The sequence below is a fragment of the Streptomyces sp. NPDC001880 genome (assembly GCF_053594575.1).
This window is the reverse complement of the sequence record NZ_JBSFET010000001.1, coordinates 37,572-63,761: the sequence shown is the minus strand read 5'-3', so window position 1 is coordinate 63,761 and position 26,190 is coordinate 37,572. Positions and strand designations below refer to the sequence as shown.

Here is a 26,190-nt window from a genome sequence, read left to right as displayed (position 1 = left end):
CGGGCCGGACGTACGAGTGTGGAAGCGGCCGGGTGGCTCAGGCGTGGAACGGGCCGATGCGGTAGAGGACTTCGGGTAGATGGTCCCCCTCGGGGAACAGGTGGCGTTCGAAGAGCACCTCGCGGTCAAGGGCCACGTCATGGCGTCGCGCGTAGGAGGTGAACAGCCGGTCCGACGCGGCGTTGTCCGGGGTGATGGTCGTCTCGACCGAGGCCAGGCCCTGTTCGGCGGCGACCCGGGAGGTCAGTGCGTCCAACAGGCAGCCCGCGAGCCCCGACCCACGGTGGGCGTGGTCGACGGCCACCTGCCAGATGACGAGCGTTCCGGGACGGTCCGGCCGGAGGTATCCCGTCACGAAGGCGACGGGCTCGCCGGTCTCGCCCCGGGCGACCACGGAGGTCGCCGTGAAGTCACGGCACCACAGCAGGTAGCTGTACGAGGAGTTGAGGTCCAGGACCTCGGAGTCGCGGGCGATGCGCCAGATCGCGGCCCCGTCCTCCACTCGCGGGACGTCGATGGTGATGAATTCGGTTCGGGTACTTGCAAAATCTGCTGGTGCGGCGGTCATGCGAATTGAATTTACCCAGCAGATTTCCAAATTGCATCGACGTGAGGGGTTGGGGCGGGCGGCCCTTTCTGATATCACGCGGGCACGTATCCGTGCGCAACCGGGCTGCGCTTTCCTGCATTTTGTGCGCTATTTATCCCGCATAACGGGCGCAGTGTGGAGTCGGTCACATAGCTGTAACTATCGGATGACGCAACGGATTTGCATGGTCCGGGCTCGCTCGGGTGCTCTGGAAATTTGGGCGTTTAGGTTTCGGGGATCCGGGCAGAAGAATGCGGGGGCCGCTCTGAATGAAGCAGCACCCCGCATGCGAGAAATACCGGCTCCCGGCTCGGATTTATTCGCTCGGCCAGGCCTCCGACACGGCCTTGCGGGCGGCATCGAGATCGACCTGTCGGCCCGCGTCGGCCAGCGCTGCCCCCAGCGCCGCGAGCGAGGACTGCACCGCGCCCCGCGTCGCGTCCGCACCGTAGTGATTGACCTGGATCATCTCCTTGGACAGCGCGCCGCCGCCCGCGATCAGCGGCAGCGACGGGTCGGCCGCCAGCGCCCGCGCGACCAGCCCGGCGGCGTCGACGCCCTCGGGAGCGCGCAGTGTCGTCGCGACCGGCGCCGCCTCCGGGGCCGCGTGGACATACGGCGAGAGGCCGCCGCCGAGCGCCACCGCACCCGCGCGCGTCGCCGCGGCGGCAGCGGCGTGACGGGCCATCAGCGCGTCCAGCCCCTCGGCCTCGATCCGCTCCACGCAGGCCTCCAGCGCCAGCATCTCCAGCTGGGCGGGGGCGTGCAGCAGGGCCTTGCGGCCACCGTCGATCCAGCGCTCCTTCCAGTCCAGCAGCGAGAGGTACGAGCGGCGCGGGGCCTCGGGATTGGCGGCGATCCGCTCCCAGGCGCGCTCGCTCACCGACACCGCCGACACCCCGGCCGGGCCGCCCATCGCCTTCTGCGCACCGATCACACAGAGGTCGACGCCCCACACGTCCGGCAGCAGCGGCTCGGCGCCCACCGAGGCGACGGCGTCCAGCATGAACAGCGCTCCGTGCGAGCGGACCACCTCACCGATCTCCGCGACCGGATTGGTGTTGCCGGTCGCCGCCTCCGCGTGGACCAGGGAGACGAAGTCGATCTCCGGGTGCTCCGCCAGCGCCCGCGCGACCTGGTCGGCGGTGACCGCGGTGTGGAAGGGGACCACGAGATCGATGACATTGGCACCGCAGTCCCGCAGCCAGTTCCCGAAGGTCTGTCCGTACGGCCCGGTGACGACGTTCAGCGCGGTGGAGCCGGGCCGGGCACCGCCCCGGATGCAGCCTTCGAGGGGGAGCAGCGCCTCGCCCTGCATGATGACGACGTCCTGCTCGGTGGCGAGGAGGCCGGCCACCCGCTTCTCGATGGCCGCGAAGTGCGAGGCGGTGAGCGGGGCGAGGTCGAGGAAGGGGTGCGTCACGGTGGTGCTCTCTTCGGGTCGGGGCGGGTCGGTGCGCTGTGGCGCGTACGGACAGTGCTTCCGTCGAAGCGTACCCAGGGCCCCGCACGCCGCCTCGTACAGTGCTGTCCATGAGTGATCACAAGGCATCGCAGGTGCTGCACGTGAAGGGGCGGGTGCTCGTCGGTCCCGAGGACGTCCGGGACGAGCTCTGGGTGGTCGACGGGCGGATCTCGTACGGGAGGCCGGCCGGTGCGGACGGGGCGGTGACCGTCACCGGCTGGGTGCTGCCGGGCCTGGTGGACGCCCACTGTCACGTCGGGCTCGACCACCACGGCGCCGTCGACGCGGCGACCAGTGAGAAGCAGGCCATTGCCGACCGGGAGGCGGGTGCGCTGCTGCTGCGGGACGCGGGCTCACCGGCCGACACCCGGTGGATCGACGACCGCGAGGACCTGCCGAAGATCATCAGGGCCGGCCGCCACATCGCCAGGCCCCGCAGGTACACCCGGAACTACGCCCATGAGATCGAGCCCGACGACCTGGTCGCCTACGTGGCGCAGGAGGCGCGCCGCGGCGACGGCTGGGTGAAGCTGGTCGGCGACTGGATCGACCGGGAGGTGGGCGATCTGACCGCCCTCTGGCCGCGCGAGGCGGTCGAGGCGGCCATCGCCGAGGCGCACCGGCTCGGCGCCCGGGTCACCGCGCACTGCTTCGCCGAGGACTCGCTGCGCGATCTCGTGGAGGCCGGGATCGACTGCATCGAGCACGCCACCGGACTCACCGAGGACACCATTCCGCTCTTCGCCGAGCGCGGGGTGGCGATCGTCCCCACCCTGATCAACATCGCCACGTTCCCCTCGCTCGCGGCGGGCGGCGAGGCCAAGTTCCCCCGCTGGTCGGCCCATATGCGGCGGCTGCACGAGCGGCGCTACGACACGGTGCGTGCCGCGTACGACGCCGGGATCCCGGTCTTCGTCGGCACCGACGCGGGCGGCGTGCTCGCCCACGGCCTGGTGGCGGACGAGGTCGCCGAGCTGGTGAAGGCGGGCATCCCGGCCCTGGACGCGCTGTCCGCGACGACCTGGGGCGCCCGGCAGTGGCTGGGGCGGCCGGTGCTGGAGGAGGGCGCCCCGGCGGACCTGGTGGTGTACGACGAGGACCCGCGGGCGGACGTACGGGTGCTGGCGGCGCCGCGGCGGGTGGTGCTGAACGGGCGGGTGATCGGCTGAGCCCGGCGGCCCGTGGCCGGGGTGTGCCGTGTCGACGGGCAGTTACCGAATCTCTGCCCGGTCGTTGAGACATCTTTGTGCGCACCCCGGCGCAGTCGGCTCCGGCGTCGTACGCGCTCAGTGGATCGGGTGACCCGGAGGAACGAACGTACCGAGATAATCGAATACAGGCGCGGAAACCCCCCTTTGGGGTGAACTCACGTCAGGTGTCCGCGAGTTCACCCTCCGTGCGTAAAGCTTTCGGGGTCGAGGCCACCGGAGCTCTCGATGTCCCCCATTGGACGGCACCGGTGGCTCCATGTCTCTTGTGGGGGTTCCACCACCTTGAACAGCAACACCTTCCGCCTGGCCGCCCTGGCGGTCGCCGTCGCTCCCGTCGCCCTGCTGGCCGCCGCCCCGGCGCAGGCCGCCGACGCGGCCACCACGACCACCGGCGACGGGAAGGCGAGCGCGGTCGTGCTCCGTGCCGCACTCGACGTCTCGCTCCTGAACAAGACGGTCGACGTGCCGCTCAGAGCCACGCTCAACGAGGTGAAGGCACCCGCCGACGCCAAGGAGACAGCGCTCAGCGTGCGGCTCGACGGCGTGGACGGCGGTCGGCCGGTCAGCGTGCTCGCCGCCGACGTGGCCACCGCCGACGCGACCGTCGACAAGCACCGGGCCGAGGGCTACAGCAATGTGGTCAAGGCCCGGGTCCACGTCCCCGGACTGCCGCTGCTCTCGCTGATCGAGGTGGAGAAGGTCACCTCCAAGGCGGTCTGCGAGGTGGGCCGGAGGCCGGTCGCCGAGTCGAACGTACTGGGGCACGTGTCGGTCCTCGGCAAGCGGATCGACCTCACCGCGGGCGGTACCACGCGGGTCAGCGTTCCGGGCGTCGGAGAGGTGACCCTCGACCTCTCGAAGACGCACACCACCTCGCGCACCGCCGCGGCGACCGCGCTGCGGCTGAAGGTCTCCGTCAACCCGCTCAAGCTGAATGTCGCCGATGTGCAGGGCGAGGTCACCCTCGTCGAGGCCACCTGCGAGACGCCGAAGCCGACCGGACCGGGCAGCGGGAACAGCGGCGGGTCGAGCAACGGGGGATCGAGCAACGGCGGGTCGAACAGCGGCGGGTCGAACAGCGGCGGGTCGAACAGCGGCGGGTCGAGCAACGGTGGTTCCAGCAGCGGTGGTTCCAGTGACGGAGGCACCTCCGGCAACGGCGGAAGCTCGTCCGGTTCCACCAGTGGCGGCGACAGCGGTTCCACCAGTGGTGGCGGGGTGAAGCCGCAGACCGGCACCGGCCACGAGCCCGCCGTCGGCTCGAACCTCGCGGAGACGGGCAGCAGCTCCACCACGCCGTACATCGCGGGCGGCGCGGCCGTACTGCTGGCGGCGGGCGCCGGGGCCGTGGTCGTGGCCAGGCGCCGCGCCCAGGGCTGACCCGTCCGAAGCCCGAGCGGGGCAGCCGGTGCCGGTTCCGCACCGGCTGCCCCGTCAGCGCACCGTCGCGCCCAGCGTCTGCAGTGCCTGGTCGAAAGACTGGAGGAAGCGGTTGGTCGTGACACGGTCGCGCACGGCCAGCCGCAGCCACTCGGGGCCGAGCCCGGGAAACGTATCTCCCCGGCGCGCCGCGAATCCCAGCATCCGCAGCCGCTCCCGCACCTCGGCGGCCCGCTCCAGCCGCACCAGGACGAACGGGCCCTCGGCCGGCTCCGCCACCCGGACCTCGGTGAACTCCATGAGCCCCGCCACCAGATGGGCCCGGTCCACCGCGATCCGCTCCGCGGCGGCGGCCGCCTCGGCCAGCGCCCGCGGCTCCATGCACGCCTCGGCGGCCGTCAGCGCCGGGGACGACACCGGCCACAGCGGCTGGGTCTCCTCCAGCGCGCGGACGGTCCCCGGGTCGGCCAGCACGTAACCGATCCGCAGCCCCGCCAGCCCCCAGGTCTTGGTGAGGCTCCGCAGCACGACGAGGCCGGGGACGTCCGTACGCCCGCACAGCGCTTCGCGTTCGCCCGGTACCGCGTCCATGAAGGCCTCGTCGACCACCAGGGTCCGGCCGGGACGCGCCAGTCGCTCCAGCACCGCCGCCGGATGCAGCACCGACGTGGGGTTGGTCGGGTTGCCGACCACCACCAGATCCGCGTCCTTCGGCACCGCCGACGGATCCAGCCGGAATCCGTCCTCGGCCCGCAGCAGCACCCGCCCCACCTCGTGCCCGGCCGCGCGCAGCGCCGCCTCCGGCTCGGTGAACTGCGGATGGACCACGACCGGACGGCGGACCGGCAGCGCCCGGGCGATCAGCACGAACGCCTCCGCCGCACCCGCCGTCAGCAGCACCCGCTCCACCGGCAGCCCGTGCCGGGCCGCGACCGCGGCCCGCGCCGGACGGCCGTCCGGGTAGGCGGCGAGCGAGCCCAGCGACGCGGATATCCGCTCCCGCAGCCAGGCCGGGGGAGTGCCGGCCCGTACGTTGACGGCGAGATCGGTCAGATCCCGGTCCCGTCCCCGTACTTCCGCGTCACCGTGGTGCCGCAGATCGTGCGTGCCCGCGCCGGTCGCGTCGGGACTTTCCGTGGGAGTGCGCATGGCCGCCGTGGGGTGGGGGTGAGGGCCGTCGTCGTCGGGGCGGGAGGCCGGTCGCCGCGGCGGTACGGTCCGGTCCTCGGAGTCCGGCAGAACGACCGTGCGCCCGGCACCCGGCTCCACGCAACGGCCGGGACCGGACGGCACGTCCGCCGCGTCAGCCCGCCCGCATGTATCGCGGCGCACCACCGCACAGGTCACCATCGGCGCCCGCCCCCGCGGGGCCGACTTCCGCTTCGGTACGAGGAGCTCACCCCCCGCCGCGAGCGCGGCGGCCTCCGCGACCGACGGCGTACCGACCGCGGCGAGCGATGCGCCGGACGGACCGGGCACCTCGATACGGGCCAGCTCCCCGGCCGGATACGTACGCAGCGGCACGCCGAGCGCCGCGGCGGCGGCGACGATTCCCGGCTCGTCCGCCCTGGCGTCCACGGTCACCAGCTCCGCGACGTCCAGCGGCGAGAGTCCGGCCCCGCGCAGGGTGTCCCGGACCAGCCCGAGGACCTCGTCGGCCGGCGCGCCCCTGGACGCGCCGACCCCGACGGCGAGCGACGCGTGCCGCGACACTGCGGCTGCGCCGGCTGCTTCGGACATGGGAGGGTCCTTTCGGAGTGCGGGAGGAGGAGGGTGCGGCGCGGGGCGCACTGGGATGCGCGCACCGGGTTCAATCGGCTAGGGCGTGTTTCGGAAGTGGCGTCGTCCGCCCGGAGGGCGGGGTCGGGGGCGTCCGGTGCGTGCGCTCGCAAGGCGGAGGGAGGAGAGCGCAGCGGGCTGCGCCGACGACCGACAACGCGGCGAGCAATGGGGTCTCCCCTGCTCGGGCGAAGCCGAGAGCTTGGGAAGTGCCGGACGCCCCCGACCGGACGGGACTTCCGAAACGCGCCCTAGTGCCGCGGTACTGAGGGCTGTCCCGTAATCAGAGCGCATGGCGGTGTTCGTCGTGCTCGGCGCGTTCCTGACGACCCTGGCAGGCGGCTGGGTCGTCAGGCGTGTCACCGACCGCCGTCATCTGGTGCCCGGCTTCGCCGGCGGGCTGATGATCGGCGCGGTCGGCCTGGGACCTGCTGCCGGAGGCGGCATCGCGGACTGAGCACCGCACGCGGTTCATCCCCCGCACCGCTCGACGAACCGGCGGGCCATGCCGGGCTCCGAGGCCCAGTGCGTATGCAGATAGCTGGCGTGCACGCCGCCCTGCACGAACCCCTCGACCCGGCGCTCCGGCTGGTGCATGCCCCACGCCGGAGCGGCCCCGGCACCCGGCTCCAGCACCGTGCGGTGGAACTCGTGCCCGCGCACCCGGGTGCCGGGCGCCGCCAGCACACTGTCGGAGACCGCCACGGCCTGCCGGTAGCCGAGCGTCAGCCGCTTCGACATCCGGGCCTCGGCGTCGAGGACCCCGCACATCGGCAGCCCGTCCAGCGAACGCGCCAGATACAGCAGCCCCGCACACTCGGCGGAGACCGGCGCCCCCGACTCCGCCAGCTCGGCCACGGCCCTGCGCAGCGCCGCGTTGGCCGACAGCTCGGAGGCGTACACCTCCGGGAAGCCCCCTCCGATGACCAGCCCCCGGGTGCCTTCGGGCAGCACCTCGTCCCGCAACGGATCGAACGGCACGACCTCGGCCCCGGCGGCGGCGAGCAGCTCGGTGTGCTCGGCGTAGGAGAAGGTGAACGCGGCGCCGGAGGCCACCGCCACGACCGGGCCCCGGCCACCGGCGGGGGAGGACGGCGCCACGGGCCCGCCACAGGCGCCGATCGACTCCGCCGCGTCCCACGCCTCACCCGGCAAGGCGGGCGCCGACCGGGCCAGCGCCATCAGCGCGTCCAGATCGCACCCCGCCACCACCTGCTCCCGCATCGCCCCGACCGCGCCCACCGCGTCGCCGCGCCGCTCGGCCACCGGCACCAGCCCCAGATGCCGCGACGGCACCGCCACCTGCTCGGCCCGCCGCAGCACCCCCAGCACCGGCAGGCCGGACTCGTCCAGCGCGTCCCGCAGCAGCGCCTCGTGCCGCTGCGAGGCGACCTTGTTCAAGATCACCCCGCCGATCCGCACCTGCGGATCCCACGAGGCGAAGCCGTGCACCAGCGCGGCCACGGAACGCGACTGCGACGACGCGTCGACGACCAGCACCACGGGCGCCCGCAGAAGTTTCGCGATCTGGGCGGTCGACGCGAGCTCGCCCTGGCCCGCCGCCCCGTCGTACAGCCCCATCACACCCTCGACCACCGCCAGGTCGCACCCCAGCGCCCCGTGCGCGAACAGCGGGGCGACCCGATCGGGGCCGCACAGGTACGCGTCCAGATTGCGCCCCGGCCGGCCCGTGGCCAGCGTGTGATAGCCGGGGTCGATGTAGTCGGGCCCGACCTTGTGCGGGGACACGGCGAGGCCGCGCCCCGCGAAGGCCGCCATGAGCCCCGTGGCGACGGTGGTCTTGCCGCTGCCCGACGAAGGCGCGGCGATCACCAGACGAGGAACGTTCACCGCCGGTGCCTCACCATTCGATGCCCCGCTGACCCTTCTGACCGGCGTCCATCGGGTGCTTGACCTTCGACATCTCGGTCACCAGATCGGCGGCGTCCAGCAGCTTCTGCGGTGCGTTGCGCCCGGTGACGACCACGTGCTGCGTGCCGGGACGGCTGCGCAGCACGTCGACCACCTCGTCGGTGTCGACCCACCCCCAATGCATCGGGTACGCGAACTCGTCGAGGACGTACAACCGGTACGTCTCGGCGGCCAGGTCGCGCTTGACCTGCTCCCAGCCCTCGCGCGCCGCCTCCTCGTTGTTCAGCTGGTCGTCGCGCTGGACCCACGACCAGCCCTCGCCCATCTTGTTCCAGACGACGGACCCGCCCTCGCCGCTCGCGCCGAGGACCTTCAGCGCATTCTCCTCGCCGACCTTCCACTTCGCCGACTTGACGAACTGGAAGACGCCGATGGGCCACCCCTGATTCCAGGCGCGCAGCGCGAGCCCGAAGGCCGCCGTCGACTTCCCCTTGCCGATGCCGGTGTGCACCATCAGCAGCGGCCGATTGCGGCGCTGACGGGTGGTGAGCCCGTCGTCGGGCACGGTGGTCGGCTGTCCCTGCGGCATTACGCAGCCCTCCTGTTGGTTTCCTGAACGTCCTTGACGAGCCCGGCGATCGAGTCGGCCCGCAACTCGTCGAGCGTGACAGCACTGCCCCCGAGGGCGTGCGCCAGGCTTCCCGCGAGGCCGAGCCGTACCGGCCCCGACTCGCAGTCCACGACGACGGACGCGACGCCCTCCGCCTCGTGCAGCCGCGCCGCCCGGGTCGCCAGTGCCACCGGCTCGCGCCCCCCGGTCGCCCGCCCGTCGGTCACCACGACCAGCAGCGGGCGCCGCGACGGATCACGCAGCCGCTCCACCCGCAGCACCTCGTGGGCCTTCAGCAGCCCGGCCGCGACGGGGGTGCGCCCGCCGGTCGGCAGCAGCTCCAGCCGCGCCGCCGCGGCGTCCACCGAGGACGTCGGCGGCAGCGCCACCTCGGCGTCCTTGCCCCGGAAGGTGATCAGCCCGACCTTGTCCCGACGCTGGTACGCGTCCAGCAGCAGCGAGAGGACCGCCCCCTTCACGGCGGCCATCCGCTGCCGGGCGGCCATCGACCCGGAGGCGTCCACCACGAAGAGCACGAGATTGCCCTCGCGCCCCTCCCGGGTCGCCTGCCGCAGATCGTCCCGCCGGACCACCAGCCCGCGCCCCGACCGCCCCCGTGCCCGCTGGTGCGGGGCGGCGGCCTGCACGGTCGCCGCCAGATGCAGCTTGGTCAGGGCGCCCCGCGGACGCCGTGCGCCGGTCGTACGCCCGTGCTCGGTGCGCGCCCGGGAGCGCCGCCCCGCCGCACCCTCGCCCAGACCGGGAACGCTCAGCATCCTTGTGCGGAACGGCTCGGCAGCGCGTACCGGCTGCTGTTCACCGCCCCCGGAGGGCTGCTCCTGCCCCTGTCCCTGTCCGGGTACGGACGGTGCGGGTGTGTCACCGGCCTCGCCCTCGGGCCGCGGCGGCGTGTCGGGGCCGTCGCCCCGCGGGGGCCGGCCGCCGCCACCGGGGCCGTCCGGGTCCGGGTCGTCGTCCTCGCCGCGGTTCTGCTCCAGCGTGTCGTCGAGCTTGTCCTCGTCGAGACCCGGCGCGTCGAACGGATTGCGCCGGCGCCGGTGGGGGAGCGCGAGCAGGGCAGCCTGCCGCACGTCCTCGGCGAGCACATCCGTCCGCCCCGCCCAGGCGGCCAGCGCGGTGGCCGTCCGCGCCATCACGATGTCCGCGCGCATCCCGTCGACCTCGAAGGCCGCGCAGGTGGCTGCGATCTGCCGCAACGCCGCGTCCCCGAGCTGCACTTCGGGCAGCAGCGCCCGCGCGGCGGCGATCCTCGCCCGCAGCGCGTCCTCCTCGTCGGCCCACCCGGCGGCGAAGGCTGCGGGGTCCTCGTCGAAGGCGAGCCGCCGCCGCACGACCTCGACCCGCTGATCGGTCTCCCGGGACGCGGCGACCTCGACGGTCAGCCCGAAGCGGTCGAGCAACTGCGGCCGCAGCTCGCCCTCCTCGGGGTTCATCGTCCCGACGAGCAGGAAACGCGCCGCGTGCCGTACGGAGACGCCTTCGCGCTCGACGTACGAGGCACCCATGGCGGCCGCGTCCAGCAACAGGTCCACCAGGTGGTCGTGGAGCAGGTTGACCTCGTCGACGTAGAGGATCCCGCGATGCGCGTCGGCCAGCAGCCCCGGCTCGAAGGCCTTCACCCCCTCCGCGAGCGCCCGCTCCATGTCGAGCGCCCCCACGAGCCGGTCCTCGGATGCGCCGACGGGCAGCTCGACCATCCTGGCGTCCCGCGACACACCGGCCCCCGCCTCATGGGGACCGTCGGGACACGCCGGGTCGGGCGATACGGGGTCGCAGGAGAAACGGCACCCGGAGACGACGTCCACCTCCGGCAGCAGCGCCGAGAGCGCGCGCACGGCGGTGCTCTTCGCGGTGCCCTTCTCGCCCCGTACGAGCACGCCACCGATGTTCGGCGCGACGGAGTTGAGCAGCAGGGCGAGTTGCAGGTCCTGCTGCCCGACGACGGCGGTGAACGGGAAATGCGTGCTCACGAGGCGGTCCTTCCTGCGGGTGAATGGGCATGAAAAAGGCGGCCTCGGCCGGCGCCCGGGATCATCGGCGGCTCCCAGGGGCCGCGGGGGCTCCGGGGGCGATGAAGGGAAGCCCCGACGGCGCGCCCGACTCCAGAAGACGCAGCAACGCGTCGGTGTCCGCGTGCTCTTCCACGAGATCGCCGAGGCGGTCGAGCTGTTCCTCGCGCAGCGCCGCGAACGCGGTGTCGGGAGCGGGGACGAAGCGCCGGCCGGCGGCCCGCGCGACCTCGGCCAGGAAACGGCGGCGGAATTCGTCGCTCTCCAGCGCACCGTGCCAGTGCGTGCCCCACACGGCGCCGACCCGGCAACCGTCCAGGCTCTGTCCCCGGCCGTCGGAGATGAACCCCTCGCCACCGCGCACGTCCGCCACGCCGTGGTGGATCTCGTACCCCTCGACCGGCGCGCCGAGCGCCTCGCCGACGGGCCGGGCCAGGGTCTTCTCGCGGTCGAAGCGGATGCGTACCGGAAGGAGGCCGAGGCCCTCGACCCGCCCGGCCCGCGACTCGACCTCGTCCTCGATACGCTCCCCGAGGATCTGGAAGCCTCCGCAGATGCCGAGGACCGGCCGGCCCTCGGCCGCGCGCCGCACCAGCGCGTCGGCGAGGCCGCGCTCACGCAGCCAGGCCAGCGCCTTCACGGTGCCCCGGGTGCCGGGCACGACGACGAGGTCCGCGTCGGAGAGCTCCTCGGAGCGGTCCACGAACCTGACGACGACGCCGGGCTCGGCGGCCAGTGCGTCCACATCGGTGAAGTTCGACATCAGGGGCACCGCGCACACCGCCACGCGCAGCACGTCCTCGCCGTGCGGCGGAGCGACGACCGATTCGCGCACGGCGCCGCGCAACGAGACCCGCAGACCGTCCTCCTCGTCGATGCCGAGGCCGTGGGCGAAGGGCAGCACGCCGTACGTCGGCCGCCCGGTGATGTCCCGCAGCATCTCCAGGCCCGGCTCCAGCAACGACACGTCACCGCGGAACTTGTTGACGAGATAGCCGGCGATCAGCGACTGGTCCTCGGCGGCCAGCAGCGCCGTCGTACCGAAGAACGAGGCGAAGACACCACCGCGGTCGATGTCGCCGACGACCACCACCGGAAAGCGCGCCGCCCGTGCGATGCCCATGTTCACGATGTCCGTGCGTCGTAGATTGATCTCGGCCGGGCTGCCCGCCCCCTCGCAGATCACCGCGTCGTACGTGCCCCGGAGCTGCTCCAGGCAGTCCACGACCGTGGAGAGCAGCGCCTGTTGCCGGCCGCCGTGGTAGCCGCGGGCGCTCATCTCGCCGACCGGCTTCCCCATCAGGACGACCTGGCTGGAGCGGTCGCTGCCGGGCTTGAGCAGGACCGGGTTCATCAGCGCGGTCGGCTCCACGCGGGCGGCCTGGGCCTGCATGGCCTGGGCGCGCCCGATCTCGGCGCCCTCGCGGGTGACGAACGAATTCAGCGACATGTTCTGCGCCTTGAAGGGCGCCACCTTCACGCCCCGGCGCACGAGCCAGCGGCAGATGCCTGCCGTGACGACGCTCTTGCCCGCGTCGGAGGTGGTTCCGGCGACCAGCAGCCCGCCGCTCATGTGCTTCTCCGTTCTGCGATGCGGGGCCCCGCGGTGCGGCGCCCCGTGATCCGTCGTGCGGCCAGGGCCGCGCCGAGCCGTCCCGCCACGCACACGCCGAGGGCCAGCGCGCCCACCCGGCGCGACAGCCGCACCGCACGCTCGATGTCCTCGGTCTCCACCGCCCGTCCCGTCTCCCCGTTGAGCACGGGGCGGTGCTCGACCAGGCCGCCGTACGCGAGGGTGCCGCCGAGCCGGACGCCGAGCGCGCCCGCGAACGAGGCCTCCACCGGGCCCGCGTTGGGGCTCGGGTGCTTGGCGGCATCGGCCCGCCAGGCGCGGACCGCTCCACGTGGCCGCCCCCCGGCGGCCACGGCGAGCAGGGCCGTGAGCCGGGCGCCGGGCCAGCCCGCGAGGTCGTCGAGGCGGGCCGAGGCCCAGCCGTAGCGCCGGTGGCGGGCCGACTTGCGCCCGACCATGGCGTCGAGGGTGTTGGCGGCCCGGAAGCCGGCCAGCCCGGGGACCCCGGCCAGCGCGCCCCACACCAGGGCGCCGACCACGGCGTCCGAGGTGTTCTCCGCCACGGACTCGACCACGGCGCGGGCGATCTGCGGCCCGTCCAGGGACTGCGGGTCGCGCCCGCACAGATGCGGCAGCCGCTCGCGGGCCAGGTCGATGTCACCGGCCCTCAGGGCGTCGCCGATGGCCCGTGCCTCACGGCCCAGGGAGGTGCCGCCGACGACGGACCAGGTGGCGGCCGCGGTCAGCGCCACGGAGGCGGCGGGGCTGCGGCGTACGGCACGGCTGAGCAGCGCGGCACCACCCGCGGCGCCTCCGGCGCAGACGAGGGTGTGCAGCGCGCCCCACCCGCGGTGGTCGCGCCACAGCAGGCGCTCGACGCCCGCCGCGGCCCGCCCGAAGGCGGCGACCGGGTGTCCCCGGCGGGGATCACCGAGCAGCAGATCGCCGATCAGACCGGCCGTGGCGCCGTACGCGAAGATGCGGTCGGCTCGCACGGCTCAGCCGGCCGTCGCGCCTCGGCGGACCTTCGTACAGGAGGCTCTCGTCGAGAGCGCCGGAACAGCGGACGCACGGCAGCCGGGCATGGCGATATGTCCTCACTCAGGGTCCGCGCCCTGGTTCGACGTGACCGGCGACGAGAGTCTCCTGGCTCCCGGATCGGCGGTTCCCCCGGCCTTCCAGCCCGCTCGCGCGTGCCGTGACGTCCGGTGTGGGGGACCGCTCCCCGGTGACAGTGGCGGGACCGCGCCGGATTCGCACCGGCTTCCTCTGCTGTCGCCGTGATTGGCTCCGGCAGTCCACCACGCTCCGCGAACGCCCGTCAACCTGCCGTTGACCTGCGGCGGCGCGGTGTGCTGATACCCACATCGGGCCGGACACCGCTGGTGTCCGGCCCGACGGGAGCGTGCGCGGGGTGCTTCAGGCGACGATCAGATAGATGCCGTACGCGACGGCCGCCGCGCACAGCCCGAAGCAGACGTACCCGCCGGCGCGGGCCAGCAGCACCGAGCCGCCGGAGCCGCCCTGCGCCGCGGGTTCCGGTTGCTTGGAGAGGCCGACGATGCCCAGGGTGAAGAGGCCCACCAGCGCGACGGTCACAACGAGGGAGACGCCGAATACGGAGCCGAGGGCTGCCCAGTCGATGTTCATGCTGAATCCTTAGACGGCCGGGTCAGACGGCGGCGGGTCGTGCCGGGTCCTGGCTGGTTCCGGCCGGGGCCGGAATGGTGGTCATGAGGTCCTGGGCCGTTGCCTGGGCCGTGGTGGGCGGCGGGCTGACGGCGGCGATGGCCGTGGTGACGACGCCCGCGGGCTCGTCGTCGACGTCCGTCGGTGCGACGTCGTCGTGGCCGACCGGCTTGCGGCGCGACACCAGCCAGATGGCACCGGAGCCCACGACCAGCAGCGCCGCGACCACCACGACACCCCAGGTGCCCTGCTTGGTGAGGAGCTCCGCGCCCGCACCGACCAGACCGGCGGCCGGCAGGGTCAGACCCCAGGCGACGAACATCCGGGTGGCGGTGGACCAGCGGACCACACCGCCCTGGCGGCCGAGGCCCGCGCCCATCACGGCGCCGGAGCAGGACTGGGTGGTGGAGAGGGAGAAGCCGAGGTGCGAGGAGGCCAGGATCACGGTGGCCGCACTGGTCTGGGCGGCGAAGCCCTGCGGCGGCTTGAGGTCGGTGAGGCCGCTGCCCATGGTGCGGATGATGCGCCAGCCGCCCAGGTAGGTGCCGAGCGCGATGGCCAGACCGGCGGAGACGATGACCCAGACCGGCGGGTTGGAACCCGGGTTCAGGACGCCGCCGGTGACCAGGGCCAGGGTGATGATGCCCATGGTCTTCTGCGCGTCGTTGGTGCCGTGGGCGAGGGAGACCAGCCCGGCCGAGGCGATCTGGCCGGCCCGGTAACCCTTGGCGGTGGCCTTCTCCTGGGCGTCGTTGCGGACCTTTCCGCCGATCCGGTACGTCAGCCTGGTGGCCAGCAGCGCGGCCAGACCGGCGACGATGGGGGCGGCGACCGCGGGGATCAGTACCTTGGTGACGACGGTGCCGCCGTTGACGGACGACCAGCCCGAGGACATCACGGCCGCGCCGATCAGGCCGCCGAACAGGGCGTGCGAGGAGCTGGACGGCAGTCCGACCAGCCAGGTCAGCAGATTCCACAGAATGGCGCCGACGAGTGCCGCGAAGATGACTTCTGTTCGCAGCCCGTCCTCGTTGATGATCCCGCCGGAGATCGTCTTGGCGACCTCCACCGACAGGAACGCGCCGACGAGATTGAGAACGGCGGACATGGCCACCGCTGTCTTCGGTTTGAGTGCACCGGTCGAGATGGTTGTCGCCATCGCGTTCGCGGTGTCGTGGAAACCGTTCGTGAAATCGAACACTAGAGCTGTCACGATCACAATCGCGAGTAGCAGCGTGATGTGTTCCATTTACCCAGGCAATCGTTCGACGTCATTGGCATGTGGACCGTAGGCGACCTGGGTGAACAGAAGATGAACTGGGCGGGGCGCTGGGGTGTTCCAAACTGGTTTGGAATCATTTTGCTTGTGTCCGGGGGAGGTGCGGTCCGGCCTTCCGGCGGGGTGCGGCTGTGGTCGATCGCATACCCGTTCGCCTCCGGGGCTGACAGGATCGGCGCATGAGCGATCAGCAGCGGAACGCGATCGAACGCGCCTGGGACGATGTCGTCGCCACCGCCCGCAGGACGGCGGTCGAGGGTCTCGTCGTCGGGACCTCGGGAAACGTGTCGGCGCGGGTCGGTGACACCATCCTGGTCACACCGAGCGGAGTGCCGTACGACCGGCTGGGCCCCCGGGATGCCGTCGGCGTCGATCGGGAGGGCAACCGCGTACTCGGCTCACTGGCCCCGACCAGCGAACTGCCGCTCCACCTCGCCGTCTACCGGAACACCGACGCGGCCGCCGTCGTGCACACCCACGCGGTGCACGCCACGGCCGTCTCCACGCTGGTGCCCGAGGTCCCGTCGGTGCACTACGCCGCCGCCATGCTGGGCGGCCCCGTCCGCGTCGCGGCCTACGCGCGCTACGGCACCGCGGAACTGGCCGAGAACATGCTCACCGCCCTGCGCGACCGTACGGGCTGCCTCCTCCAGAACCATGGAACCGTCACCCACGGAGCCACCCTGGACCAGGCGTACGACCGGACCGCCCAGCTGGAATGGCTCTGCCGGCTCTGGCTCGCCGCGAGATCCGTCCCCGGACTCACTCCGAGCCTGCTCTCGCCGGAGCAGCTCAGCGATGTGCGGGAGGCGCTCAAGGGGTACGGACAGCCGGGCCGACCCGACCCGGCCCACCGGACGGGCTAAGACCGACCGGCGACGGGAGGGCGGCGTCGCGGGGCCGGGCACGCGCATCCGCCGCGTCGTCGTCGATCGACAACGCTCCCTCCCCGAGCTCTCGACCGCGTTCGAGCAGGGGAGACCCCCACCCGCCTCGCAGCCGCACGCACCTGGCCCGGCTCCTTCCTCCACCCTCCCAATTGCCGGTCGGTCCAAAGGCGGTCGCGTGATCCCCGGCGAGCGCGCGACGACGGCTGCGGCACCTCGACGCGTTGTCGGAACATCCGCATACATCCAGGACGCGGACGTCCCTCCGCCCTGCGACGCACCGCACCGGACGCCGCGCCCTGCCCGGCCCCGATCCGCCGGGCAGGCCCTGGTCCGCTGGCGGGGTACCGCACCCCCCATGACACTGAAGCCGTGCGCCCGGCAACAGTTACGGCAGCAGCCGTCACCACGATCCTCGGCGTCGGCGCGGCAGCGGTCGCGGCCGGCCGGCTGGCCAGCGACGCCGCCCTCAGGGCGTCGTCCGGGCGGCCGCTCCCCGCCGACCGCAGACTCACCGTGCACGCCACGGCGGCCGGGCAGGTCACCCTGACCCGCTCCTTCACCGCCCTGCGGCCCGGCACGTACGGACTGGTGGGCAAGGGCGTCCATGCCGTGGTCGGCCCGGTGATCGAGCAAGCCCGCCACGCCCCCGACACCGTCGTACGCAGACTGGAACGCGTCGACCGCGGCAGCCTGGAGACCGGCGCCAAGGTCCGCGTCACCCCGCAACTGCACAGCGGCGACCCGTTCTCGGCGCTCGGCCTGGCCCACCGGGAGGTCGAGGTGCCCGGCGAACTCGGCGCCCTGCCCGCCTGGTTCCTCCCCGGCCCGCGCGACACCTGGGTGATCACCGTGCACGGCCTCGGGACCACCAGGGAACACCCCATGAACGTCATGAGGTTCCTGCACGACCAGCGCCTGCCCGTGCTCGACCTGGCCTACCGGGGCGACGCCGGAGCCCCGCGTTCCCCCGACGGCCTCGCCCATCTCGGCGAATCCGAGTGGCGCGACCTGGACGCCGCGATCCGCTTCGCCGTGCGCTACGGAGCCGAGAAGGTCGTCCTGCACGGCTGGTCCACCGGCGCCTCGATGGCGCTGCACGCGGCCGTCAACTCCGCGCTGCGCGACCGGATCTGCGGCCTCGTCCTGGACTCCCCGGTGCTGGACTGGGCCACCACGCTGCGCGCCCTGGCCGTCGCCCGCGGCGTCCCGGCCGCCCTGCTGCCGCTCGCCGTCCGCGCCGCCCAGGGGCAGACCGGACTGCACGGCGCCCGGCTGCTGGACGGCTCCCTCGCACCGGCCCTGCATGCCCCGACCCTGATCTTCCACGGCCCCGACGACCGGCTCGCCCCCTGGCAGCCGTCCCGTGATCTCGCGGCCCGCCGCCCGGACCTGATCGCCCTGCACGCCGTGGCGCAGGCTCCGCATGCGGCGATGTGGAATGCCGACCCGGCCCGCTACGAGGAGACCCTGCGCCGCTTCCTGACGCCCCTGATGTGAGGTGATGCGAGGGTTCGGCTGATTGGTCCCGAGCCCCGTCCACCGGTCCCTCTACCGGGAATTCGGGTTCCGTTTGGGCTTTCGGGCCGTCAGAGGCAAGACTGCTCCCGTGACGTCCCGTAACCCGCGCGACTCCAGGCTGCGACTTGTCCGCCCGCGACCCCTTGCCACCGCTCGCAAGGCCGTGACCACCCGGCGCACCAGGCCGGCCCCCCGCCCTCCGGAGGGCACTCCGCCCCGGTCGGAACTGGCCCGGCAGGCCAGGACGGCCCTCGCCGACGCCGTACGGATCGCCCGCTGGGCAGCCGACGGCGCGATCCCCGGCGCACCACCGCTCGCCGCCCAGGCCCTCCAACGGGCCGCGACAGCTCTGGAATTGTCCCCGGCCCAGGTGCGCTCCGGCTGGGACCGGGCCAGGCTCGCCGGCCTGGTCGAACTGCACGGCGACACCGCGCGCCCCGGCTGGCGGCTGCGCGCCTGGGACCGCGACGACTCCGCCGTGCTCCGCGGCTGGGTGGCGCTCTTCGACGCCTGGTCGCTCGTCCACCCGGCACCCGCGGACATCGAGTCCACCGCGGTCGCCGAGGCCGTCGAGGCCGTGCCGCAGGTCCTCTCCCTCCTCCAGCTCTCGGCGGGCCCGGTCACCGTGCCCGCTCTCCTGGACCTGCTCGGCCAGCGCGTCGCGGAACTCCACGAGGAGCGCTGCGAAGTGCCCTGCGGCCCCCGGCCGATGCCCGCACCGCCCGAATCCGCGCCCGCCCCGCACCCCGCCGCCCTGGTGGCGCTGCTTCTGGACTGGGCCCTGGAGGGGCTGGCCGCCGTCGGCGCGCTCACCCTCGGCGCCGGGCACGCCACCCTCACCCCGCTCGGCAACTGGGCGGTCTGGGTCAAGCTGGAACAGATCTGCGTCGCGGCTCAGAGTCCGGCCGGGAACATCGAGCAGTCCGCCGCCGACATGCTGCTCGGCTGCGCCCGGCTCACCCCCGGCCCGGCCCGCGACGAGTACCGGGCCTGGCTGGCCGCCCGCCCGGTCGGCAGTGCCGTCGCCGAACTCCTCGCCGTCGCCCGCGGCGAGGACGCGCTCCTGCGGGGGCTCGCCTTCGAGGCGCTCCGAGTCGTCGGCGCCCCCGCCGAGCCCGAGGTGCGCTCCGTCGTCGCCGACCCCTCGCTGCGCCCCTACGCACTGCTCTGGCTGGCCGAGTACGAGGGAACCGACCCCGAGGACGCCCAGGACGTCCTCAGCCGGGAGGAGGCCACCTGGCTCTGGGTCGACACCGCGGCGGCCGTCGCCGATCACGGCGAGACCGGGCTGCTGGTCCGCCATCTCGACTCGGCCGTCCAGGGCACGGTGCCCGCCCTGCTGGACGAGGTGCGTGCCGTGGGCCATCCGCGCACCGTGCAGGTGCTGGTGGCCCTGGCCGCCGCACACCCGGACCCCGCGCTGGCCAAGGCCGTGCGCCGGGCCGCGTTCCAGGTGCACACCGGCGGCGCCTGACACCCCGCGCCGGACGGGCCCCGCCCCGGGCCCGTCCGGCGGTCAGTCCGCCGACCCCGGCGCGTACGTGCCGAAGCTCCACACATCGCCCTCGGCGTCCCGCGCCATGCAGTCGCGCGAGCCGTAGTCCTGGTCGGTGGGCGGCATCAGGATCTCCACCCCGTGCTCCACGGCTCCGGCATGGTGCGCGTCGACCTCGTCGACCACGACGTGGACACCGGCGGGACCGGCGTCCCGCATCGCCCTGGCGAAGACGCCGTCGCGGCCCTTGGGGCCCAGCATCACCCTGCCGTTGCCGCAGGACGGATCGGCACGGAGCACCTTGCCGCCCTCTCCCTCGTTGCGTGGTGGAGTGGCGCGGCGACGCGGGGCGACCGTCCGCGGGGTGCCGTGGGCGCACGCGGAAAATGCAGTTGCACACCGCCAGTAGAATGGCCCGCATGGCAATTCTCCTTGTGCATTAGCGGCGTCGAGACACCTCCGCCCTCGTCCCGTCAGCCGTCCAACCGCCCTGGAGTTTTACCGTGATCACCGCTTCCGGCATCGAGCTGCGTGCCGGCGCCCGCATCCTCATCGAGTCCGCCTCCTTCCGTATCGCCAAGGGCGACCGCATCGGCCTCGTCGGCCGCAACGGAGCGGGCAAGACCACGCTCACCAAGTGCCTGGCGGGAGAGGGCAGCCCCGTCGGCGGCACCATCACCCGCTCCGGCGAGGTGGGCTACCTCCCGCAGGACCCCCGCACCGGCGACCTCGACGTGCTGGCCCGCGACCGCATCCTCTCGGCCCGCGGTCTCGACGAGATCCTGCGCAAGATGCGGGAGAACGAGGAGCGGATGGCGAACGGCAAGGGTGCCACCCGCGAGAAGGCGATGAAGAAGTACGAGCGCCTGGAGACGGAGTTCCTCACCAAGGGCGGATACGCCGCCGAGGCCGAGGCCGCCACCATCGCCGCCGCGCTCAGCCTGCCCGACCGGGTGCTCGGCCAGCCGCTCCATACGCTCTCCGGCGGTCAGCGCCGCCGTGTCGAGCTGGCCCGGATCCTCTTCTCGGACGCCGACATCCTGCTGCTCGACGAGCCGACCAACCACCTCGACGCCGACTCGATCGTCTGGCTGCGCGACTACCTCAAGACCTACCGCGGCGGCTTCATCGTGATCTCCCACGACGTCGAGCTCGTCGAGACGGTCGTCAACAAGGTCTTCTACCTGGACGCCAACCGGGCTCAGGTCGACATCTACAACATGGGCTGGAAGCTCTACCAGCAGCAGCGCGAGGCCGACGAGAAGCGCCGCAAGCGCGAGCGGCAGAACGCCGAGAAGAAGGCCGCGGCCCTCAACTCGCAGGCCGACAAGATGCGCGCGAAGGCCACCAAGACCGTCGCCGCGCAGAACATGGCCAAGCGCGCCGAGCGGCTGCTCTCCGGCCTGGAGGCGGTCCGGGTCTCCGACAAGGTCGCCAAGCTCCGCTTCCCCGAGCCCGCGCCGTGCGGCAAGACCCCTCTGATGGCGGAGGGCCTGTCCAAGTCGTACGGCTCGCTCGAAATCTTCACCGATGTGGACCTCGCCATCGACAAGGGCTCCCGGGTCGTCATCCTCGGCCTCAACGGCGCGGGCAAGACCACGCTGCTGCGGCTCCTCGGCGGTGCCGAGAAGCCCGACACCGGCCAGGTGGTCGGGGGCCACGGCCTCAAGCTCGGCTACTACGCCCAGGAGCACGAGACCCTCGACCCGGACCGCTCCGTCCTGGAGAACATGCGCTCCGCGGCGCCCGACCTCGACCTCGTCGAGGTCCGCAAGACGCTGGGCTCCTTCCTCTTCTCCGGCGACGACGTCGACAAGCCGGCCGGTGTCCTGTCCGGCGGTGAGAAGACCCGTCTCGCGCTGGCGACCCTGGTGGTCTCCTCCGCCAACGTGCTGCTCCTGGACGAGCCGACCAACAACCTCGACCCGGCCAGCCGTGAGGAGATCCTCGGCGCGCTGCGCACGTACAAGGGTGCCGTCGTCCTCGTCACGCACGACGAGGGAGCGGTCGAGGCCCTCCAGCCGGAACGCATCATCCTGCTGCCGGACGGTGTCGAGGACCTGTGGGGTGCGGACTACCAGGACCTGGTCGCGCTGGCCTGATCCCGCCCGGCTCTCCGTCTGATCCACTCCGTCTGGATCATTCGGCCTACGCGTGATCCATCATCTGCGTGAGTGGGTCTCGTACCCCGGCGCGGCGCCCGGCAGATACCTGCCGGGCGCACCCATTTGGGGGCCGCGATCCTCGTGTGGCCCTGACCTGCCGGTTTTTCCCGGACGCTGTGCCACCTGCCGCCAAGGCCTCGCGGAATGAGGGATTCCGGTCGTGGTGCCCCTTCTCCGGCCGGAAGTCGGGTGGCACGGACCTTGCCGAATGGGTGGCCAGGAAGCCTTCGAGGGGTGATCATGAGAGTCCAGAGCGCACTTCCCATGAGGAGGCACGGGTGGCCGAGACTCTGAAGAAGGGCAGCCGGGTTACCGGCGCCGCGCGCGACAAGCTCGCGGCAGACCTGAAGAAGAAGTACGACTCCGGTGCGAGCATCCGGGCGTTGGCCGAAGAGACCGGCCGCTCCTACGGATTCGTCCACCGGATGCTCAGTGAGTCCGGAGTCACGCTGCGGGGACGCGGCGGAGCGACACGGGGCAAGAAGGCCACCACGGCCTGACGCCCCAGGCGGTCGGGGCAGGCCGTCCGGCCCGTCCCGGGGCTCACCGGTTTCGGCGGTGGCCACCCGGTCGGCAGTGATGTCGACCGGGTGGTTACTGTTCAGTCACTTAGCTCTGCTTGCTGACTGAACCGATCCGGAGGCGCCCCATGACCTCGCTCGACTCTGTGCTCGACAAGGACGGCGTACGACTCACCGTCGACGACGCGGTCGCCACGGTGACCCTCACCAATCCGGCCAAGCGCAACGCCCAGTCTCCCGCTCTCTGGCGGGCGTTGACGGAGGCCGGACGGGCACTGCCCGGAAGCGTGCGGGTCGTCGTGCTCCGCGGCGAGGGCAAGTCCTTCTCCGCGGGCCTCGACCGGCAGGCGTTCACCCCCGAGGGGTTCGACGGCGAGCCGTCCTTCCTCGACATGGCGCGCGGCTCGGAGACCGAGCTCGATGCGACCATCGCCGAGTACCAGGAGGCGTTCACCTGGTGGCGTCGCAACGACATCGTGTCGATCGCGGCCGTCCAGGGGCATGCGATCGGTGCCGGTTTCCAGCTCGCCCTCGCCTGCGATCTGCGCATCGTCGCCGAGGACGTGCAGTTCGCCATGCGCGAGACCAGCCTCGGTCTGGTGCCCGACCTCACCGGCACGCACCCCCTGGTGAACCTGGTGGGGTACGCCCGCGCGCTCGAAATCTGCGCCACGGGCCGCTTCGTGCACGCCGAGGAGGCCGAGCGCACCGGTCTGGCCAATCTCGTCGTGCCCGTCGGTGAGCTGGACGCCGCGGCGCGCGATCTGGCCGGCGCGCTGCTGGCCGCCCCGCGCGACGCCGTCGTGGAGACCAAGGCGCTGCTGAGCGGTGCCGTCTCCCGTGGTTACGAGGAGCAGCGCGTCGCCGAACGTGCCGCGCAGGGCCGCCGGCTGCGCGATCTGGCGGGTATCACCGACTGAGCGTCCGTCCCCCGATTGCGGGCGGGACCCGTCCGGGCCCGCCCCACGCTCATCCCCGCTCCGCCACCGCGGTGATCAGCACCGCGACCGAGGGATGCCCCTCCACCGCGTCCGCCACGGCGTCCCGCACCGCACGGGCCACGTCGAGCGCCCGGTGGCCCGGGTCCGTCGCCAGCTCGACCCGCACATGGTCCGGGCCCGTGTGCACCGCACGCCCCAGCACCCGGGTCAGCGTCACCACACCCACCACACCCGCCGCTGCGTTCCCCGCCACCCCCTCCGCCGCCGCCGCGTGCACCTCCATCGGAGCGGGAGCCGGCCGTTCGGGCAGCCCGTCCAGCAGCTCCGTCACCCGGACGTCCACCGCGGCGACCGCCAGGCCGAGCCGCTCTCCGGCCGCAGTCAGCAGCGCCGAGCGCAGTTCACCGGCCGCGACGGGCAGCGGCCGGCCGGGCACGGCCGACATCGTCGCCTCGATCCGCAGCGGCCCCGGCGGCAGCGCGCTCGGCGGCGGTTCCACCTCCGCGTCCGGTGCCCCGTCCGGATCGGCCACCGAGATCCTGACCTTTCCGAGCACGGGGCCGGACCCCGCCACCGCGCCCCGCAGCACCGCGACCGCGGCCCGCTCCGAGATCCAGGCCCCGTCCGCCGGACCGCCCAGCGGAAGCAGCCGGCCGAGGCCGAGCCGTTGCCGTACCGCCGCTGTCCATCCGTCCGCCCCGCGCGGGCCGTCAGCCGTCGTCATTTCCCCAGCCTGCCGCATCCATGGCGCGAGACGGGGCAAGCGCACCTAATGTAGGCAAAGAGGTCCAATCTGCCCTGAAGGGAAGAACGGCGATGACCGACACCACACAGCGGAACCGGCCCGAGAGCTCCGACAAGGAATCGAGCACGCTCATCAAGCGCGGCGGGGGAGCCCCCGCCACCCGTGGCCGTACGACCATCGCCGATGGAGTGGTCGAGAAGATCGCGGGGATGGCGACGCGCGACGTGGTCGGTGTCCACGCCATGGGCAGCGGCTTCTCGCGCACCTTCGGAGCGGTGCGCGAGAAGGTACCCGGTGGTGGCAAGTCCGTCACCCGTGGCGTGAAGGCGGAGGTCGGTGAGTCCCAGACCGCTCTCGACCTGGAGATCGTCGTCGACTACGGCGTCTCGATCGCCGATGTCGCCCGTGACGTACGGGAGAACGTGGTCGCGGCGGTCGAGCGGATGACCGGACTGGAGGTCGTCGAGGTCAATATCGCGGTGAGCGATGTGAAGCTGCCCGACGAGACCGATGAGGACGAGCGGTCCGAGCCACGTCTCCAGTAGACCTTTGGCGCAAGGCAGTTGAGGAGCGCACGATGAGCATGGCTGTGGTCGGCATGGTGGCCGGCATGGCGCTCGGATTCGCCGGGTACTTCGGCGGATTCGGGGCCTTCCTGCTGGTGGCCGCACTGGGAGCGGTCGGCTTCGTCGCCGGTCGCCTCCTGGAGGGTGACCTGGAGCTCGGCGACTTCTTCCGGAGTCGCGAGCGCGGCGACCGACGGCGGTGACGGCGTTGTCGGGGGCGAGCGGCCGGATTGCCGCAGGCGAGCGCGGGGAGACCCGGATCGCCGACCGGGTGGTCGCGAAGATTGCCGCGCAGGCGGCGAAGGAGGCGGTCGACGAGCCGCCGCAGGAGGGCACCGCACCGCGCGCCACGGTCACGGTGCACCGGGACACCGCCCGGGTCCGGGTGAGCCTGGAGCTCGGATACCCCTCCGACATCGGCCGCCAGTGCGGCGGGGTGCGTCGGCATGTCGCCGAGCGGGTAAGGGCGTTGGCGGGGATGGAAGTGCCCGAGGTGGTCGTACAGGTCGAGCGCCTGCATCCGACGGGAGCGAGCATCGCGGCCCAGGGAAGGATCCGATGACCGAGCCCCACGAACCGGAGCACCGTACGCGAGGACTGCCCGCCACCGGCCCCGTCGCAGCGGCCGGAGAGGGGGACACACCCGCGGAGCAGGGCGCTGTGCTCGAACTCGACCAGTCCGCCTCGTCCGCCGCCTACGACCCGGTGCCCGCGCACGGGGAGGGCGGCGGCCGGGCGGGCCGGTTCTGGTCCGTGCGCCGTGTCCCCGCGGCGCTCCTCGCCCTCGTGGTCCTCGGCGGCAGCGGACTGCTGCTCTACGACGTGGCGGCGGTACGGGCCGGCCGGCCCGCGATGCAGTGGCGCCGGTCGCTGGCCGACGAGCTCGCCCGGCGCCCGCTGGAGAACGTCTGGCTGCTCGCCGCCGCCGCGCTCGTCGTGGCGATCGGACTGTGGCTGCTCGTGCTCGCCGTCACCCCGGGCCTGCGCGACCTGCTGCCGATGCGCCGCGACCGTCGCGGCGTACGGGCCGCCCTCGACCGGTCCGCCGCCGCGCTGGTCCTGCGCGACCGGGCCGTCGAGGTGTCCGGAGTGCAGTCGGTGCGGGTCCGGATGGGCCGGGGCAGGGCGACGGTGCGCGCCGTCTCGCACTTCCGGGAGCTCGACGACGTACGGGCCGATCTGGACACCGTGCTGGAGACCGGCATCAGGGAACTGGGGCTGGCAAGGCCGCCGAGCCTGTCCGTACAGGTCCGCCGGCCCACGAAGAAGAGGTGAGCCCGTTGCTCAGGACCGTCAACCGGGTACTGCTCGCCTTGGCCGGGCTGGTACTCATCTGCGGCGGCGGCGCGGTGCTCGCCGCCGGTCTCGGCCTGTCCGTGCCGTCCTGGTGGCCCTGGTACGGCAGGCACGACGTGCTCATCAGCGAGGCCGACCGGGACCGATGGCGCGACCAGGGCTGGTGGTGGCCGACGGTCCTCGCCGTCCTCGCCGTCGTGGTCGTCCTCGCCCTGTGGTGGCTGCTGGCCCAACTGCGCCGCGCCCGGCTCGCCGAGGTGCTGGTGGACAGTGGCGACGGCGAGGGGGCGCTGCTGCGGGGCCGGGCCCTGGAGGGGGTGCTCGCCGGTGAGGCGGGGACGCTGGACGGAGTGGCCCGCGCCCAGGTCGCGCTGACCGGCCGGCGCAGCTCGCCACAGGCCATGATCCGCCTGCTGATGGAGCCGCACGCGGCGCCTGACGAGGCGCTCGGCCGCCTCACCGACGAGGCGCTGGCCCATGCGCAGGATTCGGCGGGGCTGGCCGAGCTGCCGGCCGAGGTACGGCTGAGAGCCGTCAAGCACCGTGCGGAGCGGGTGAGCTGACAGCCGGTCGCCG

24 protein-coding genes, 2 pseudogenes and 1 riboswitch are annotated in these 26,190 nt (G+C 73.0%); of the genes and pseudogenes, 14 read left to right on the top strand and 12 right to left on the bottom strand.

The window, feature by feature from the left end; translation table 11 throughout:
- Positions 1-37: 37 nt before the first annotated feature.
- The gene (ectA, locus tag ACWCQ6_RS00325; RefSeq protein ID WP_451084733.1) at positions 38-502 is read right to left on the bottom strand and encodes a diaminobutyrate acetyltransferase; all 465 of its coding nucleotides are present in this window, start codon (positions 500-502) and stop codon (positions 38-40) included.
- 403 nt (positions 503-905) lie between these two features.
- Complete coding sequence (locus ACWCQ6_RS00320; protein ID WP_451084528.1) at positions 906-2,012, bottom strand: pyridoxal-phosphate-dependent aminotransferase family protein; 1,107 nt, start codon at positions 2,010-2,012, stop codon at positions 906-908.
- Between the two features lie 134 nt (positions 2,013-2,146).
- On the opposite strand from ACWCQ6_RS00320, the gene ACWCQ6_RS00315 reads away from it, so the two are divergent.
- Complete coding sequence (locus ACWCQ6_RS00315; RefSeq protein ID WP_451084732.1) at positions 2,147-3,223, top strand: amidohydrolase family protein; 1,077 nt, start codon at positions 2,147-2,149, stop codon at positions 3,221-3,223.
- A 324-nt stretch (positions 3,224-3,547) separates the two neighbouring features.
- Complete coding sequence (locus ACWCQ6_RS00310) at positions 3,548-4,645, top strand: SCO1860 family LAETG-anchored protein (RefSeq protein ID WP_451084527.1); 1,098 nt, start codon at positions 3,548-3,550, stop codon at positions 4,643-4,645.
- A gap of 54 nt (positions 4,646-4,699) precedes the next feature.
- On the opposite strand, the gene cobC is transcribed toward ACWCQ6_RS00310, so the two are convergent.
- The gene (gene cobC / locus ACWCQ6_RS00305) at positions 4,700-6,385 is read right to left on the bottom strand and encodes an Rv2231c family pyridoxal phosphate-dependent protein CobC (RefSeq protein ID WP_451084526.1); all 1,686 of its coding nucleotides are present in this window, start codon (positions 6,383-6,385) and stop codon (positions 4,700-4,702) included.
- Between the two features lie 331 nt (positions 6,386-6,716).
- Here cobC and ACWCQ6_RS00300 point away from each other — a divergent pair.
- A pseudogene (locus ACWCQ6_RS00300) lies at positions 6,717-6,867 on the top strand (permease); the annotation flags it as partial.
- A 28-nt stretch (positions 6,868-6,895) separates the two neighbouring features.
- On the opposite strand, the gene ACWCQ6_RS00295 reads toward ACWCQ6_RS00300, so the two are convergent.
- The 7 genes from ACWCQ6_RS00295 to ACWCQ6_RS00265 all read right to left on the bottom strand — a co-directional run bounded on the left by ACWCQ6_RS00295 (position 6,896) and on the right by ACWCQ6_RS00265 (position 15,447).
- On the bottom strand, positions 6,896-8,275 hold the full coding sequence (locus ACWCQ6_RS00295) for a cobyrinate a,c-diamide synthase (RefSeq protein WP_451084525.1): 1,380 nt from the start codon (positions 8,273-8,275) through the stop codon (positions 6,896-6,898).
- Between the two features lie 10 nt (positions 8,276-8,285).
- Positions 8,286-8,885: a cob(I)yrinic acid a,c-diamide adenosyltransferase gene (gene cobO / locus ACWCQ6_RS00290; RefSeq protein ID WP_451084524.1), complete on the bottom strand. Its 600-nt coding sequence runs from the start codon at positions 8,883-8,885 to the stop codon at positions 8,286-8,288.
- A complete protein-coding gene (locus ACWCQ6_RS00285) occupies positions 8,885-10,897 on the bottom strand; it encodes a putative cobaltochelatase (protein ID WP_451084523.1) in 2,013 nt (670 codons plus the stop codon). The genes cobO and ACWCQ6_RS00285 overlap by 1 nt, the downstream gene beginning before the upstream one ends.
- A 61-nt stretch (positions 10,898-10,958) precedes the next feature.
- The gene (locus ACWCQ6_RS00280) at positions 10,959-12,509 is read right to left on the bottom strand and encodes a cobyric acid synthase (RefSeq protein ID WP_451084522.1); all 1,551 of its coding nucleotides are present in this window, start codon (positions 12,507-12,509) and stop codon (positions 10,959-10,961) included.
- Positions 12,506-13,504, bottom strand: a complete 999-nt coding sequence (locus tag ACWCQ6_RS00275; protein ID WP_451084521.1) for a cobalamin biosynthesis protein — start codon at positions 13,502-13,504, stop codon at positions 12,506-12,508. Before ACWCQ6_RS00275 ends, ACWCQ6_RS00280 begins: the two co-directional genes overlap by 4 nt.
- A 145-nt stretch (positions 13,505-13,649) precedes the next feature.
- Positions 13,650-13,778, bottom strand: a riboswitch (cobalamin riboswitch).
- A 150-nt stretch (positions 13,779-13,928) separates the two neighbouring features.
- On the bottom strand, positions 13,929-14,159 hold the full coding sequence (locus ACWCQ6_RS00270; RefSeq protein ID WP_451084520.1) for a hypothetical protein: 231 nt from the start codon (positions 14,157-14,159) through the stop codon (positions 13,929-13,931).
- A 22-nt stretch (positions 14,160-14,181) separates the two neighbouring features.
- The gene (locus tag ACWCQ6_RS00265) at positions 14,182-15,447 is read right to left on the bottom strand and encodes an anion permease (protein ID WP_451084519.1); all 1,266 of its coding nucleotides are present in this window, start codon (positions 15,445-15,447) and stop codon (positions 14,182-14,184) included.
- A gap of 209 nt (positions 15,448-15,656) precedes the next feature.
- Between ACWCQ6_RS00265 and ACWCQ6_RS00260 the strand changes: the two genes are divergently transcribed.
- From ACWCQ6_RS00260 to ACWCQ6_RS00250, 3 genes are all read left to right on the top strand, one after another.
- Positions 15,657-16,343, top strand: a complete 687-nt coding sequence (locus ACWCQ6_RS00260) for a class II aldolase/adducin family protein (RefSeq protein WP_451084518.1) — start codon at positions 15,657-15,659, stop codon at positions 16,341-16,343.
- Between the two features lie 393 nt (positions 16,344-16,736).
- Positions 16,737-17,864, top strand: coding sequence for an alpha/beta hydrolase (locus tag ACWCQ6_RS00255; protein ID WP_451084517.1), 1,128 nt, complete (start codon positions 16,737-16,739; stop codon positions 17,862-17,864).
- Positions 17,865-18,048: 184 nt separating this feature from the next.
- Positions 18,049-19,359 (top strand): hypothetical protein, encoded by a 1,311-nt coding sequence (locus ACWCQ6_RS00250; RefSeq protein WP_451084731.1) that lies wholly within the window; start codon positions 18,049-18,051, stop codon positions 19,357-19,359.
- A gap of 42 nt (positions 19,360-19,401) precedes the next feature.
- On the opposite strand, the pseudogene ACWCQ6_RS00245 reads toward ACWCQ6_RS00250, so the two are convergent.
- Positions 19,402-19,698 (bottom strand): annotated as a pseudogene (locus ACWCQ6_RS00245) (VOC family protein); the annotation flags it as partial.
- A 185-nt stretch (positions 19,699-19,883) separates the two neighbouring features.
- Here ACWCQ6_RS00245 and ACWCQ6_RS00240 point away from each other — a divergent pair.
- From ACWCQ6_RS00240 to ACWCQ6_RS00230, 3 genes are all read left to right on the top strand, one after another.
- Complete coding sequence (locus ACWCQ6_RS00240; RefSeq protein ID WP_451084516.1) at positions 19,884-21,482, top strand: ABC-F family ATP-binding cassette domain-containing protein; 1,599 nt, start codon at positions 19,884-19,886, stop codon at positions 21,480-21,482.
- Positions 21,483-21,823: 341 nt separating this feature from the next.
- Positions 21,824-22,045 (top strand): helix-turn-helix domain-containing protein, encoded by a 222-nt coding sequence (locus ACWCQ6_RS00235; RefSeq protein WP_010987827.1) that lies wholly within the window; start codon positions 21,824-21,826, stop codon positions 22,043-22,045.
- A 149-nt stretch (positions 22,046-22,194) separates the two neighbouring features.
- Positions 22,195-22,986: an enoyl-CoA hydratase/isomerase family protein gene (locus ACWCQ6_RS00230; protein ID WP_451084515.1), complete on the top strand. Its 792-nt coding sequence runs from the start codon at positions 22,195-22,197 to the stop codon at positions 22,984-22,986.
- Positions 22,987-23,035: 49 nt separating this feature from the next.
- Here the strand turns inward: ACWCQ6_RS00230 and ACWCQ6_RS00225 are convergent, their stop codons facing one another.
- On the bottom strand, positions 23,036-23,731 hold the full coding sequence (locus ACWCQ6_RS00225; RefSeq protein ID WP_451084514.1) for a hypothetical protein: 696 nt from the start codon (positions 23,729-23,731) through the stop codon (positions 23,036-23,038).
- A 92-nt stretch (positions 23,732-23,823) separates the two neighbouring features.
- Here ACWCQ6_RS00225 and ACWCQ6_RS00220 point away from each other — a divergent pair, with 92 nt between their 5' ends.
- Genes ACWCQ6_RS00220 through amaP form a run of 5 tightly spaced genes read left to right on the top strand, consistent with a single transcriptional unit; the run spans position 23,824 to position 26,177 of the window.
- Positions 23,824-24,297: an Asp23/Gls24 family envelope stress response protein gene (locus ACWCQ6_RS00220; protein WP_451084513.1), complete on the top strand. Its 474-nt coding sequence runs from the start codon at positions 23,824-23,826 to the stop codon at positions 24,295-24,297.
- Positions 24,298-24,329: 32 nt separating this feature from the next.
- Positions 24,330-24,521, top strand: a complete 192-nt coding sequence (locus ACWCQ6_RS00215; protein WP_189541269.1) for a hypothetical protein — start codon at positions 24,330-24,332, stop codon at positions 24,519-24,521.
- Positions 24,518-24,880 carry a hypothetical protein gene (locus ACWCQ6_RS00210; RefSeq protein ID WP_451084512.1) on the top strand — a complete coding sequence of 121 codons (363 nt, stop codon included), beginning with the start codon at positions 24,518-24,520 and terminating at the stop codon, positions 24,878-24,880. The genes ACWCQ6_RS00215 and ACWCQ6_RS00210 overlap by 4 nt, the downstream gene beginning before the upstream one ends.
- On the top strand, positions 24,877-25,593 hold the full coding sequence (locus tag ACWCQ6_RS00205) for a DUF6286 domain-containing protein (protein ID WP_451084511.1): 717 nt from the start codon (positions 24,877-24,879) through the stop codon (positions 25,591-25,593). Before ACWCQ6_RS00210 ends, ACWCQ6_RS00205 begins: the two co-directional genes overlap by 4 nt.
- A 5-nt stretch (positions 25,594-25,598) precedes the next feature.
- Entirely contained in the window at positions 25,599-26,177 is a 579-nt protein-coding gene (gene amaP / locus ACWCQ6_RS00200) for an alkaline shock response membrane anchor protein AmaP (protein ID WP_451084730.1), read from the top strand.
- The last annotated feature ends 13 nt before the right edge of the window (positions 26,178-26,190 follow it).

Excerpts from the sequence above, each read along its gene's own strand:
- ACWCQ6_RS00220 (WP_451084513.1), top strand. The coding sequence starts at position 23,824 with ATGACCGACACCACACAGCGGAACCGGCCCGAGAGCTCCGACAAGGAA.
- ACWCQ6_RS00230 (WP_451084515.1), top strand. The coding sequence starts at position 22,195 with ATGACCTCGCTCGACTCTGTGCTCGACAAGGACGGCGTACGACTCACC.
- ACWCQ6_RS00215 (WP_189541269.1), top strand. The coding sequence starts at position 24,330 with ATGAGCATGGCTGTGGTCGGCATGGTGGCCGGCATGGCGCTCGGATTC.
- ACWCQ6_RS00225 (WP_451084514.1), bottom strand. The coding sequence starts at position 23,731 with ATGACGACGGCTGACGGCCCGCGCGGGGCGGACGGATGGACAGCGGCG.
- ACWCQ6_RS00280 (WP_451084522.1), bottom strand. The coding sequence starts at position 12,509 with ATGAGCGGCGGGCTGCTGGTCGCCGGAACCACCTCCGACGCGGGCAAG.
- ACWCQ6_RS00270 (WP_451084520.1), bottom strand. The coding sequence starts at position 14,159 with ATGAACATCGACTGGGCAGCCCTCGGCTCCGTATTCGGCGTCTCCCTC.
- cobO (WP_451084524.1), bottom strand. The coding sequence starts at position 8,885 with ATGCCGCAGGGACAGCCGACCACCGTGCCCGACGACGGGCTCACCACC.
- ACWCQ6_RS00260 (WP_451084518.1), top strand. The coding sequence starts at position 15,657 with ATGAGCGATCAGCAGCGGAACGCGATCGAACGCGCCTGGGACGATGTC.
- ACWCQ6_RS00205 (WP_451084511.1), top strand. The coding sequence starts at position 24,877 with ATGACCGAGCCCCACGAACCGGAGCACCGTACGCGAGGACTGCCCGCC.
- cobC (WP_451084526.1), bottom strand. The coding sequence starts at position 6,385 with ATGTCCGAAGCAGCCGGCGCAGCCGCAGTGTCGCGGCACGCGTCGCTC.
- ACWCQ6_RS00265 (WP_451084519.1), bottom strand. The coding sequence starts at position 15,447 with ATGGAACACATCACGCTGCTACTCGCGATTGTGATCGTGACAGCTCTA.